The sequence below is a fragment of the Lederbergia graminis genome, assembly GCF_042655485.1.
In the GTDB taxonomy this organism is placed as follows: Bacteria; Bacillota; Bacilli; order Bacillales; family Bacillaceae_C; genus Lederbergia; species Lederbergia graminis.
Map to the genome: position 1 here is coordinate 233,307 of NZ_JBHSMC010000003.1, position 12,488 is coordinate 245,794.

Annotated in this window: 15 protein-coding genes; 11 read left to right on the top strand and 4 right to left on the bottom strand. The window is 37.1% G+C overall.

The annotated features are described in order from the left end of the window. The first annotated feature begins 47 nt into the window (after positions 1-47). Both ACFPM4_RS05685 and ACFPM4_RS05690 read left to right on the top strand, forming a co-directional pair. Complete coding sequence (locus ACFPM4_RS05685) at positions 48-212, top strand: hypothetical protein (RefSeq protein WP_186324831.1); 165 nt, start codon at positions 48-50, stop codon at positions 210-212. Between the two features lie 35 nt (positions 213-247). Continuing rightward, positions 248-454 (top strand): YozQ family protein, encoded by a 207-nt coding sequence (locus ACFPM4_RS05690; protein ID WP_382348841.1) that lies wholly within the window; start codon positions 248-250, stop codon positions 452-454. A 42-nt stretch (positions 455-496) separates the two neighbouring features. Here the strand turns inward: ACFPM4_RS05690 and ACFPM4_RS05695 are convergent, their stop codons facing one another. After that, on the bottom strand, positions 497-1,123 hold the full coding sequence (locus tag ACFPM4_RS05695; protein WP_382348844.1) for a LysE family transporter: 627 nt from the start codon (positions 1,121-1,123) through the stop codon (positions 497-499). Between the two features lie 159 nt (positions 1,124-1,282). Between ACFPM4_RS05695 and ACFPM4_RS05700 the strand changes: the two genes are divergently transcribed. Continuing rightward, positions 1,283-1,558: a YqhV family protein gene (locus ACFPM4_RS05700; protein WP_144926745.1), complete on the top strand. Its 276-nt coding sequence runs from the start codon at positions 1,283-1,285 to the stop codon at positions 1,556-1,558. Positions 1,559-2,606: 1,048 nt separating this feature from the next. On the opposite strand, the gene ACFPM4_RS05705 is transcribed toward ACFPM4_RS05700, so the two are convergent. After that, positions 2,607-2,741 carry a hypothetical protein gene (locus ACFPM4_RS05705; protein WP_382348847.1) on the bottom strand — a complete coding sequence of 45 codons (135 nt, stop codon included), beginning with the start codon at positions 2,739-2,741 and terminating at the stop codon, positions 2,607-2,609. Between the two features lie 683 nt (positions 2,742-3,424). Continuing rightward, the gene (locus ACFPM4_RS05710; protein ID WP_382348850.1) at positions 3,425-4,057 is read right to left on the bottom strand and encodes a LysE family transporter; all 633 of its coding nucleotides are present in this window, start codon (positions 4,055-4,057) and stop codon (positions 3,425-3,427) included. A 232-nt stretch (positions 4,058-4,289) separates the two neighbouring features. Between ACFPM4_RS05710 and asnA the strand changes: the two genes are divergently transcribed. Both asnA and ACFPM4_RS05720 read left to right on the top strand, forming a co-directional pair. Continuing rightward, the gene (gene asnA / locus ACFPM4_RS05715; protein ID WP_382348853.1) at positions 4,290-5,303 is read left to right on the top strand and encodes an aspartate--ammonia ligase; all 1,014 of its coding nucleotides are present in this window, start codon (positions 4,290-4,292) and stop codon (positions 5,301-5,303) included. A gap of 109 nt (positions 5,304-5,412) precedes the next feature. Next, positions 5,413-6,765 (top strand): amino acid permease, encoded by a 1,353-nt coding sequence (locus ACFPM4_RS05720; protein ID WP_382348856.1) that lies wholly within the window; start codon positions 5,413-5,415, stop codon positions 6,763-6,765. 39 nt (positions 6,766-6,804) lie between these two features. Here ACFPM4_RS05720 and ACFPM4_RS05725 read toward each other — a convergent pair whose 3' ends face one another. Further along, the gene (locus ACFPM4_RS05725) at positions 6,805-7,323 is read right to left on the bottom strand and encodes a DUF3231 family protein (protein WP_382348859.1); all 519 of its coding nucleotides are present in this window, start codon (positions 7,321-7,323) and stop codon (positions 6,805-6,807) included. A 204-nt stretch (positions 7,324-7,527) separates the two neighbouring features. Here ACFPM4_RS05725 and ACFPM4_RS05730 point away from each other — a divergent pair, with 204 nt between their 5' ends. The 6 genes from ACFPM4_RS05730 to ACFPM4_RS05755 all read left to right on the top strand — a co-directional run bounded on the left by ACFPM4_RS05730 (position 7,528) and on the right by ACFPM4_RS05755 (position 12,488). After that, positions 7,528-7,983 (top strand): YndM family protein, encoded by a 456-nt coding sequence (locus ACFPM4_RS05730; RefSeq protein ID WP_382348862.1) that lies wholly within the window; start codon positions 7,528-7,530, stop codon positions 7,981-7,983. Between the two features lie 18 nt (positions 7,984-8,001). Beyond that, the gene (locus ACFPM4_RS05735) at positions 8,002-8,343 is read left to right on the top strand and encodes a hypothetical protein (RefSeq protein ID WP_382348865.1); all 342 of its coding nucleotides are present in this window, start codon (positions 8,002-8,004) and stop codon (positions 8,341-8,343) included. 249 nt (positions 8,344-8,592) lie between these two features. Continuing rightward, positions 8,593-9,324 carry a YqjF family protein gene (locus ACFPM4_RS05740; RefSeq protein ID WP_382348868.1) on the top strand — a complete coding sequence of 244 codons (732 nt, stop codon included), beginning with the start codon at positions 8,593-8,595 and terminating at the stop codon, positions 9,322-9,324. 322 nt (positions 9,325-9,646) lie between these two features. Then, positions 9,647-10,375: a hypothetical protein gene (locus tag ACFPM4_RS05745; RefSeq protein WP_382348871.1), complete on the top strand. Its 729-nt coding sequence runs from the start codon at positions 9,647-9,649 to the stop codon at positions 10,373-10,375. A gap of 39 nt (positions 10,376-10,414) precedes the next feature. Continuing rightward, the gene (gene cpaB, locus ACFPM4_RS05750) at positions 10,415-11,203 is read left to right on the top strand and encodes a Flp pilus assembly protein CpaB (protein WP_382348874.1); all 789 of its coding nucleotides are present in this window, start codon (positions 10,415-10,417) and stop codon (positions 11,201-11,203) included. A 145-nt stretch (positions 11,204-11,348) separates the two neighbouring features. Beyond that, on the top strand, positions 11,349-12,488 hold the full coding sequence (locus tag ACFPM4_RS05755; RefSeq protein ID WP_382348944.1) for an AAA family ATPase: 1,140 nt from the start codon (positions 11,349-11,351) through the stop codon (positions 12,486-12,488).

The window sequence follows — 12,488 nt, forward strand, 5'->3', positions numbered from 1 at the left end:
TTAGTAAACGATATTAGGGTAAAGGATATAACACGGAGGTGTAAATCATGTTAGACCATGAATTTAAACGACCAGATGTAAATGAAGATCATGTGGTGAATTTTGAAAGTCAGCTGGATGGAGATGAAAATGCTTATTCTCATTATTCTGGTTTAGCTCCCATTCCTCCGCATATTCATGGGCACTTGCATGGACTAGAATTTTTCATCTAATTTGGATGAATCACAACTACTTAGGAGGTTTTACAATGGATAATCCAAAGAATAAGGAAAAGTTGAAAGGTACAACGTTAGCGGGGAAAACATTTACTCCATCTGACTACAATAGCAGTTCTGAGTTAGAATCAGGTCTAGCTATGACACATGAACAAGTGAATGACACGTTAATGGAAGGAACAATCGACGGGGAGATAGATGACCTATCTAGTAAGACAATTCCGAGAAAAGAAGAATAATGACGTAGAAAGGTGCCTCATTTTTTCATGGGCACCTTTCGTCTATCCAAATAGTATTTTCGCAGCCTCAATTCCAAAATAGACCCCAAACCCAATCAAGGACAATGCGGATATAATGGAGATAATCTTTAAAACTCTTTCTGTCAGTAATTTTCTAAAACTACTAGCAACTGCAGCCATTGTCACATCCCAAAGTAAGATTCCTATAAAAATTGCGAGAGTATAAAGTAGTACACGTCCTGTACTATACACTGACACTGTTTTAGCAAGTACAGAGCCGTAAATTCCTAACCAAAATAAAATCGTTAATGGGTTTGCTAAAGACATTAAAAATCCAGAAATAAAAGACTTAGCAGCTGATTCTTTATCATTTCTTGTATTGGTAGTTAATTTACTTACACCGAGTAGATTTTCAAAACCAGTGTATACAAGCACAAAGAAGCCAAATAACCATAAAAAAGTTTTCATAAAAGGAATTTCTAGGAAGTGTATGATGCCTAAGAAAACTAAAAGCATGTAGACACCATCAGCAATCATTGCGCCTACACCTACCAACCATGCATGAAAAAATCCACTCTTAATCCCCTTGTCTAACTGAGCAGCATTAATTGGCCCAATTGGAGCAGCTAAAGATAACCCAAGAAAAATATACCCAAAGAAAACCCCCAAATCGTAAACCCCCCAATGAATTAGCTTGTACCATTCTATTCAAGAAAATGAAATATAGGACAACTTCTATGAAGGAGGTTCTGATTTAAAAACTTGTCCTTCTTTCTACAGAGGTACGTGCATATATTAAATTCAAGAATAATCATTGGAGGAAAGAAAATGTTTCATTTTATAGAAAAGGCAATTCTAGGGATGTTTTTACTACGACTCCTCTCCGGCAGTTTAGAAGTATTCGTCGCTTTCGTCATATTAAGGTATAACGATATCGAAAAAGCTCTAGTAGTTAACACATCCCTAGCGATGGTGGGCCCACTCGTATTATTAGCCACTACAACTATCGGCTTAATGGGAATAGCCGATAAAATCTCCCTATCCAAATTCATATGGATCATTGGAGGAGTCGCTTGTATTTTATACGGAGTAAAAAGTAACTGAACTCTTTGGAAAGTAATACTGAACTCTTTACTTGGGAAAGTAATACTGAATTCGCTCATTCCTGGTGATAAAACAACTGGCCAGGAAGTTTCGGCGTTCTTTCTTTTTTGTAGAGGGAGTAGATCTTGGGATGGAGAGTTCCATCATGTCCTGTTTGCAGATCAATTAGTAGACGAGGGAATGCTGGGGATTTAGAGTGTCCGGTACATAGGGGAAATGGTGGATGAGGTAACGTTGACGGTAGTATCGTGCCCAGTGAAGATGAAGAGTCACGGAAGAGGTAACGCTGAAGGCCTCATCGTGCCCAGTGAGGATGCAAAGTGACAGAATAGGTAACGGGGGCTGCTTCATCGTGCCTAGTGGGGATGAAAAGTGACAGAAGAGGTAACGCGGGCTGCTTCATCGTGCCTAGTGGGGATGAAAAGTGACTCGAGAGGTCACGCTAACAGCTTCATCGCGTCCAGTATGAAGCGAAAATCATTGAAGCGGTCACGATGAGAGATTCATCGTGACCTATCCAGTTTTTAAACGGATTAGCTACAAGATAATTCTGTATAGCTACAAGAAAAGTTATTGATCTCGCATGAATATAAGTGGTACTCGCAAGAATATCGAGTGAACCTGCAAGATTTCATGTGAACCTGCAAGAATACCAGTGTGGTGCAAAAATATCGAGTCAAGTCGCAAGAAAAATAGGTCCTCCCACAAGAATATAAGCTGTAGGCGCAAGAATATCGGGTGAACCTGCAAGATTATCATGTGAACTCGCAAGAATCCGAGTGTGATGCAAAAATATCCCGTCCTGTCGCAAGAAAAGTAGGTCCTCCCGCAAGAATATAAGCTGTACTCGCAAGAATATCGAGTGAACCCGCAAGAATACCACGCAAACCTGCAAGAATCTTAGTGTGATGCAAAAATATCGAGTCAAGTCGCAAGAAAAATAGGTCCTCCCGCAAGAATATAAGCGGAAGTCGCAAGAATATCGGGTGAACCTGCAAGAATATCGGGTGAACCTGCAAGAATCCGAGTGTGATGCAAAAATATCCCGTCAAGTCGCAAGAAAAATAGGTCCTCCCGCAAGAATATAAGCGGTAGTCGCAAGAATATCGAGTGAAGCTGCAAGAATATCGAGTGAACCTGCAAGAATATCATGTGAACTCGCAAGAATCCCAGTGTGCAGCAAAAATATCCCGTCCTCTCGCAAGAATATAAGCGGTAGTCGCAAGAAAAATAGCCCATCCCGCAAGAATAAAAGTGGTACTCGCAAGAATATCGAGTGAACCTGCAAAAATATCATGTGAACCCGCAAGAATATTAGTGTGATGCAAAAATATCGAGTCAAGTCGCAAGAAAAATAGGTCCTCCCGCAAGAATATAAGCGGTAGTCGCAAGAATATCGATTGAACCCGCAAGAATATCATGTGAACCCGCAAGAATATTAGTGTGATGCAAAAATATCGAGTCAAGTCGCAAGAAAAATAGGTCCTCCCGCAAGAATATAAGCGGTAGTCGCAAGAATATCGAGTGAACCCGCAAGAATAGCACGCCAACCTGCAAGAATCTTAGTGTGATGCAAAAATATCCCGTCCTCTCGCAAGAATATAAGCAGTAGGCGCAAGAATATCAACAGAACCTGCAAGAATATGGTGCAATGTAGCAAGAATCTCAAGTGGTCCCGCAAAATTAAAAGCAAAGTCGCAAGAATCTCAAGTGGTCCCGCAAAATTAAAAGTAAACCCGCAAGAATCCCATATAAATCCGCAAAAACATCCCATATCCCCCAACAATCTAAATACGAAAGCCCAAAAAAGGTTGTCCCTGAAGTCCAAATCACAGACTCAGGAACGACCTTTTTTAACCTACATTATCATCCTATTAGTGCCTTAATCCCTTGGTATCCAAAATAGACTCCAAATCCTATTAATGATATTCCAGATATTATGGAGATCCATTTGAGGATATTCGTGTTTAAAAACTTTTGGAGGCCGGATGTTAGTCCAGCGATTAGAATGTCCCATAACGTCAGGCCAAGAAATATCATACTACTGTAAATTAATAATGAGGATGAGCTGTTTACTTGTGCTGTCTTTGCTAAAACAGAACCGTATATCCCTAACCAGAATAAGATCGATAGTGGACTGGTGATAGACATAATAAATCCTGTTATGAAGCATTTAAATAGAGAGTCTTTTTCTCTGTTAGTGGCAATGGTAAGTGAATTTACATTTACCATACTTTCAACTCCTGTATACAACAGGATAAATGCGCCAAAAAGCCAGAGAAAGATTTGAACAATGGGCACTTCTAAGAAATGCACCATCCCCATATACACAACTAACATGAAAAATCCATCCGCAATCATCGAGCCGACTCCAACAATCCATGCATGCCAAAATCCATTTTTAATGCCTTTATCTAAACGGACAGAATTAACAGGGCCAATTGGAGCTGCTAAAGTAAAACCTAAAAAAATATAACTAAGCAAAATGCTAACGCTCAAAAACCACCACTCCACTCGGCAATAAATTATAGCTTGTACATTCTATGTGAAAATTCCCGCTAAATATTCTTATTAATTGCGAAACCTTGAAAAAACTTCCATCTATTTTCTTCAGAAAAATATGTCGAATGGGTAACCATCATAGAAAAAAAGACATAACGTAAATTTAGTAAAACTTTAATGAAGTAAAGTAGAAACAGATATTAGTGACAAGTGGAGGATTTAATAAGAGATGAATAACCCGATTTTTACCCCGAAACAATACAAATCTAAATTAGATGTAATGGAAACGGAAATAGCGATTAAAAAAATAAAGGATTGCTTTGAAAATTGTTTTGCAGAAGTATTACATGTAACGAAAATATCAGCCCCAATGATATTAAAGCAAGGGAAGGGGTTAAACGATAATTTAAACGGTGTGGAACGAACGGTTTCCTTTGATGCGCTGGACCTTGATAATTCCACCGTGGAAATTGTGCAATCTTTAGCTAAATGGAAGAGGGTGGCTCTAGCTAGATATGGTTTTTCCGAAAATGAGGGCATATACACTGATATGAGGGCTATTAGGCGAGATGAGATATTAGATAATCTTCATTCATTGTACGTGGATCAGTGGGATTGGGAAAAAGTCATTGCCAAAGATCAACGTAATCTATACACATTAAAAACAGAAGTATTAAAGATTTATGATGTAATGAAAGCAACGGAGTCATTCATAAAGAAACTGTATCCTGTGCTAACACCAATGTTACCGGAAGAAATCAATTTTATTACGACTAAGGAACTGGAAGCTTTGTACCCTCATTATTCACCAAAAGAACGAGAAGACATAATTGCCAAGAAGTATGGTGCTGTGTTCATTATGCAAATAGGTGGAGAATTACCGTCAGGACAAAAGCATGATGGTCGCTCTCCGGATTATGATGATTGGGAGTTAAATGGAGATATGATTTTTTGGTATCCAGTTTTAGAAAAAGCGATTGAAATATCTTCGATGGGAATCAGAGTGGATGAGAGTTCTTTACTGTATCAATTAAAAGCTGCCAGGAAGGAAAGTAGAAAATCATTAGAATATCACCAGTTAGTTCTAGATGGAAGGCTTCCATATACGATAGGTGGGGGAATTGGTCAATCCAGATTATGTATGTTTCTGTTGGGAAAATCGCATATTGGTGAAGTTCAATCTTCTGTTTGGGATGACCAAGTAATCAAAGATTGTAAAAAAAATAATATCCATCTTTTATAAACAAGAACAGGCAATTCCTTGTATAAAACGTACACGGAGTCGCCTGTTCTTCTTACATAATAAATGAATGCCTGTTAATAATAATTTGGAATGGAGAGGAGGAAATGCGATGGAAATACCGGCAAGAGCTGGTGCTAAAAGTGGTAAAGACGATAAAGGTGGTACCAAGAAGTTAGCTTGGTGGCAGTTATCTTTGCTTGGCGTTGGTTGTATTATAGGGACAGGCTATTTTCTTGGTTCTGGACTCGGTATCAAAATGACGGGACCTTCTATCGTGATTGCATTTATTTTAGCAGGGATTGGAACATATACCGTGACAGATGCACTGACAAAAATGTCTGCACAAGATCCGCAAGAAGGGTCATTCCGTTCCTATGCAAAAAAGGCATATGGCAAATGGGCTGGTTTTAGTAGCGGTTGGGTATACTGGTTCTCGGAAATGTTAATTACCGGAAGTCAGCTTACCGCGCTCTCAATTTTGACAAGATTTTGGTTTCCTAACGTTCCCCTCTGGATATTTGCTTCTATATATGCAGTCTTAGGTGTAGTAGTAGTCATTATCGGAACAAAGGGATTTGAAAGAGCTCAAAATCTATTTGCAATTATAAAAATAGCAGCTATCTTAATGTTTATCATTTTAGCGGTACTTGTGCTTTTTGGTTTGTTTGGTGGAAGTAGTAACGATTTTCGGATGCCAAATTCAGTTGGTAAACTCTTTCCTGGTGGAGTAATGGGATTGTGGTCTGCACTAATCTTTGGTTTTTATGCTTTTGGTGGAATAGAGATAATGGGGATTTTGGCTCCAAGGCTCAAGAAAAAAGAAGATGCAAGAAAATCAGGTACCATCATGTTGATGATTTTGGTGGCAATCTATTTAATTTCTCTATTTTTAGCTTCTAATTTAGTGGCATTTGATAAATTTAATACCGAAGAAAGTCCATTTGTTATCGCACTTGATAAATATCATTTAAACTTTTTTCCTCATGTATTTAACGGTGCAATTATCATTGCAGGTTTTTCTGCGATGTCCGCATCCTTATTTGCGGTTACGAGTATGATTGTTACGTTATCGGAAGATGGAGATGCACCTAAATTTTTTTCGAAAAAAGGTAACTTGAAATTTCACCCTTTCGCCATGGGACTTACAGTTTGTGGACTCATCGTATCAATTGTTACGGCACTACTGATGCCGGATCGAGTGTATGAATATATTACTACTGCTGCAGGACTCATGTTACTTTACAACTGGTTTTTTATTTTAGTTACTTTTCCAAAATTAGTAAAGGCAACTGGATTTGATCATGTAAAAAGGTTTTCCGGAATGGCGTTAATCCTACTTGCAGTAAGTGGAACATTGATTCACGGTTCGAGTAGACCCGGCTTTTTTGTAAGTATTGGTTTCATCGTAATCGTTGTTATTGTGTTACTTTTTATTAATAAAAAGAATAAGAAGAAAAAATGAGGAAAACGCACAGATTTTAGCATCTGTGCGTTTTGTGATTTACTTTTCTTCTTTTGTTAAATGATGGTTGTGAAGTGGTGGAACGATAATCCATCCTTTTTCCTTCGCTAACCTTAGAGCTTTAACCCCTAGAGCTGCTTTTTGTACATGGAATTGACCAAACATCATTCCGATATCTTCACGAAGTGATTCACCCATTATGGTACTACAAGCAACTAATCCAGCTGCGATGCTTGCAGATAATGCTGCTGAAATCTCCTGGTCAAGGAAGCGGGCCCCAACTGGAATTTCCTCTAATGCAGCTTTCGGACGATCGGGAGGCGTTGGTGGTAATCCTACACCATTCTCCTTAAGTAGTGCTTCAATTTCCTTTTCTTCTTGTTTGCATTGTTTTATTGCTTCTTCAATTAATTCTTTTAATTCTTTATCTCCAACATGATTAATCTTTGTTTGGTAAGCAGCTATCATTGCTTTTGCAGCAGTTAAAAATGACCAAGCTCCAAACACTTCTCCATAATGCATCGGTTCTTCTTTTGGGTTTCCACTAAGTATTCCCATCGTAAGCCTCCCATTTATTGCAAATATTATTGATGCACTTGATTTGTGCACTACATTAAGGTTCCCCCCGAACAATCTTAGATATACAAAGGTAAAGGTTCTATTAATTGGATGTTAAATGTGAGAATAGCGTTGCTGAAAGTAAGGAAATATAACAAGGTATTAATCTTTACAACAGATTATTTCATGAGGAGTTGAATTTTTATGCGTCATATAAAAGCAATATCAATGAAATTTATAGCAACCCTCGTGTTACTATACGCGATATTGGGGCTAATCTATGGGATGTCCTTTGGTTCGGTTTTCATGATTTCATTAGTATTAGGAATTACCTCATATATTATTGGTGATTTGTTCCTTCTTCCAAGAACGAACAATACGATAGCAACAATAGCTGACTTTGGATTAGCTTTATTGGTTATTTGGGTAATGACGGAAAGTATGGTAATTGGCGATAATGAGTTTACGTATTCTCTAATTTCAGCAATTGGAGTAGTTGTTTTTGAAAGCTTTTTCCATAAATATATGGCGATTTATATTCATTCCGAATCTAGAGAAGATGGTATGTACATTAAAAATTTCCGTTATCAAACAGAGGCTTCGGAAGAATTTACAGATAATATTTCTGATGTAGAAAAAAGAAATGATGTGGAAAGATAACGTATCGGGGGTTGCGGAATGACTGTTTATGTGTATCAAACATTCGAAATTCATCAAGAGAAGTTCCAAGAGGCCATCGAAAATTTACAGGAAATGAAAAAATATCGTAATGAGAATTTTAATCACAAAGTTGAAGTGTTAACCCCAATCTCAGGACAAGATCATACGTATGCTCTTTTGGCAACTTATGACGGATTAGGAGAAATGGAACTTCAAAATAAACGAATGTTTGATGATGATGAGTATTTAGAACTGGTTGGAAAGTTTTTCTTAGAAAACATTGTACAAGGCAGCATGCACACACAATTCTTCAGAGTCATGACAGAAAAAAAGAAAGACAAAGAAAAAAATGATAAGTAAGGTTTGTTTTGAGGCAGTACAAGAAAATATGGTTGAGTTCATAAGCCAAACTATTGCTTGAAATTCTTCAAAATAGTTTGGCTTTTACATACCTAACTTCGAAGGCTTTTTTATAAGAGGAAACTGCTTGTAGATGCGTTGTTCTAAATTACTTTAAAAATTACTAGCGAAGTGTATTTCCGTAGCGGTATAGAGGTAAAGAGTTACAACAAGTTAATTAATAATAATTCCCCAAAAGGAGCATGGATAATGTACAAAGAATTTCTTGAAACAGATCAGCGACCGTTTCCGATTCGAAATAATCGCTGGGTGATGACTCAAGTTTGGAAACAGCTACTTTTCTGTCATTGGCCCGTTCCAGCTGATTTGCTTAAAGAATATATTCCTCCACAACTGGAGCTAGATGTGTTTGATGGTCAAGCGTGGTTAGGGATTATTCCTTTTCAAGTAGAGCATATGCGTTTACGCGGATTGCCGCAGCTTCCATATTTGAGTACATATTTAGAATTAAATGTACGCACTTACGTTACATATAAAGGTACCCCTGGTATTTACTTTTTTAATTTAGATGCAAATAAGTGGATGGATGTTTTGGGTGCGCGAATTTTCGCGTTCCTACCGTATCGAAAAGCAGTCATGAAAATGGAGGTGGAAGGACAACATACTTGTTTCCAAAGTAACTACAATCAAAATGAATTGTTGGATATTGTGTATCATCCAGTCTCTGAACCAATTTTACCATCTAAATCAAGTTTGGAATTTTGGTTATTTGAGCGTTATTGCTTCTATACACCTATGGGGAAATCACTTTTTAGAGGAGATATTCACCATGATCGTTGGCGTGTGCGTAAAGCAGAGGCGAAAGTGCGAAAAAATACAATTGTCCCTTTTATACCTGAAACTTATAAAGAAAGGCCCCCATTGCTGCATTTTTCAAACAAAAAACAAGTATTTATATGGATGTTGAAACAAGTTAAATAAGACCTATTTTTCCCACTCCTGCTTTAAATTGAAACGATTATTTAAAATGATTAAATATACCCCATTTGTTTCCTGTAGGCAAATTAATATCCAGAATTTGTATATATTCGAAGTTCTTACCCAATTTTCCTCCTAGCAAACCGAGACATTTGACCCTAAAAAAATCTTGAATTCGAATCAAAACTAGTAAAATACTATCAGCTCTAATTTCATAGGCTTTTTATCCTGATTGACCAACATGTGTACAAATGATTAACTAGCGTATAGAAGTTAGAGAAAAAGCAATATATATAAGGAAAAATGAATGAATAAGGAGTTCTATATGCTGGTATTAGTGGATGAAATTTTAAGTTTACAAAACAATGATGAGTTTGTGAAAAAAGCTAAATTGAAAGGAAAGTATAATCAGTTAGATGATGCATTACGATTTATAAAACCTTCCTTTTTTACTAGAAAAATAGTTTTCAAAACTCCTACCTTAAATGAAGAACTCGAATATTTTATTAAGCTATTTGAAGAACATGATAAGATTGCTTATTTTTATGACTCGCGATTCAGATCAGGAGAGTTACTTAATCGCCTTCAAAATTGGCTTCTCCCCGATAAAGTTCTTTGGCCCATTCCCATAAACGGTAATAAAGCTGAATTGTTGTACTTTGTTGAAGAAGTACGAAGATTGGATGCTGAAAAAGCTACATATACCGATGTGCTGAAGTTAATGAAAGGCAGAGGGAGAAAAAGAAGAAATTGGGTAATATCACCAAGTCCAATGAAGGTAATTAGACCAAAGAAACATAATGCAATCTACAAGCCGAAAAATTATCAAGTGTTTGTTCTGATGGAAGTGTTAGCAGATAGGAGAATTAAAACACATCAAACTGGGACAATTGATCGACTTTGGAAAGTGTTGACAGAAGAACAGGAAACGGAGCAAGTATGGGCAGTTAGTAAGGGGCTGGATATTGATCTTCCTCACGCAATGAAACATGTTCAATTAGAAAATGAGTGTTTGCCTGTAGGGGTTCCATATATTCAAGCTGTCACCATATAAGGGATTAACGTCAGAATATTAATTGGTGGGGGAACAAGTATGATTAGTGCAAAAAGAAAGGCGTTTTTTTTCCTAACAATTGCGTTTATTTTAGCTGTTGTTACGGGTTGGTTCATTACAAGTCAAGTATCAGAAGCAAAAGAATTAATGGGGCAGTCGATTAAAGTAGCGGTTGCAAAAAAAGAACTGCCTGCGTACACGGAAATCACTCCTGAAATGGTTGAGTGGTTAAGTGTTCCAAAATCTAGTGCAGTATCCTCCTTTATTACAAATGAAAAGGATTTGGAAGAACATTTGCTAATCGTAGATGTAAAAAAAGGTGACTTATTAACGGATAATATTTTAAGAGCTCGGGTAGATATTCCTGAAGGTCATCGTGTAGTTTGGTTAAATCCAACACAAAACGTGATTATGGATCAAGCTATCTACAATGGAGATAAAGTAGATATTATTGCTTCTTATAAGTTAGATAATGGTGGAAAGATTGAAACAAAAAGAATTTTAAATGAAATAAGTGTCATCCAAAGTGAAAACGTTCAGTTAGAAAATAATCGAAGTGGGACGGCGATAAAAGTGTCGTTAACACTAGAACAAGCAGAACAATTAATCCATTTGCAAAATACAGCAGAGCAAATTAGGGTTCTAAGAATTAACCAACTAAAACCGGATGTTCCGAATCCAGTTCAAACTGAAGAAACACCTGATCCAAATCAGAATCAGGCAGAACAACAAAATAACAACGAGCAAGTAAATCAAGAACAGCAAGGTAATAATCAAGCACAGCAGCAACAAGAAAACGAAGAAAACAAAGAGGAAAAGAAGGAATAAGAGTAGCGCAAGTGCTCGTTTCCTGATTGTAAAAAGTAGAAAGCGTCAGAGCGAGTGAAGTGTGACAGGTGTTGCAATAATAGTCAAAAAGTTTGGTAACTTTACTAATTGAATAAATTAGTGTGTGAAATGAGGTCTGGTTTTGATGAAAAGCATCAATGCAATGGTGATCACTGAAGATAAATCTTTATTAATGGAAATACGTCGTATTTTAGATAACCATCATATCGAAATGAATGATTCCGATATATGGGAAGGACCATACAGTGGTGAAGAACATTATTTATATACGATTGTCGATGAAACGATTTTAGAAACAAATGATAACATTCAAGTTCCCTATAATACTATTTTGATAGGACTTGTGCGTGATCGTTCCTTTGAAAATGCGAGAAAATGGATGAAAGTCGGGGCAAAAGAACTAATAATCGTTCCCGATGAAGTGGAGAGTTTAGATGATATTTTACGAAAACCACTTCCCGCATTTAGCCGAGATCAATCGGGTATCGACAGTGATTTCTTGTCATTTGAAGGAGCTGGAGCGGTAAGAGCTTTTTATAGTGCCAAGGGTGGTACTGGAAAAACATTAATTGCTGCGATGGTAGCTCAGAACTTACAACTACAATGTGATAAACGCGTTATATTGATTGATTTTAATGTGCAATTTGGCGGAGTAGAGGTCGTGTTTGGATTAGAACCAGAGAGATCTTATATGGACCTGATGCCAGTTATACACGAACTATCCATCAACCATATTCATAACGTAGCAGTTAAAGAGGAAAATACAGGGATTCATATTTTATTAAGTCCGGCAAACCCGGAATATATCGATATGTCAGCTGATGAGCTAATTACAAGGGTTATTAGAACGTGCCGAAATCATTATGATGAAGTCATTTTGGATTTACCATCCACTTTTAACGCTATAACATTTAATGCTTTATCAGAGTCTACCCACATTTACTATGTATTAAATCCAGATAGTTTATCTGTTCGTGGGCTAAAACATTCTTTAACACATTTCCGTCGCTATCAAATCGGGAATAAGAACAATGTGTATGTCATTGTAAATCGTAAAAATAACAAAAGTGAATTGTCAGAGAAAAATATTAGTCAATTAATTGATTTGCCAATCGTTGGTACAGTTCGAGCTGACTTTTACGGGGTGCAGCCGTTCGTGAATATGGGGAAACCTTTCTATCATAAGAAGTCTGATAGTGGGGCATCTAAAACAACTCATGATGTCAGAATGATGGTAAGAAAGTCCATCGTGAAGGGAGGATAA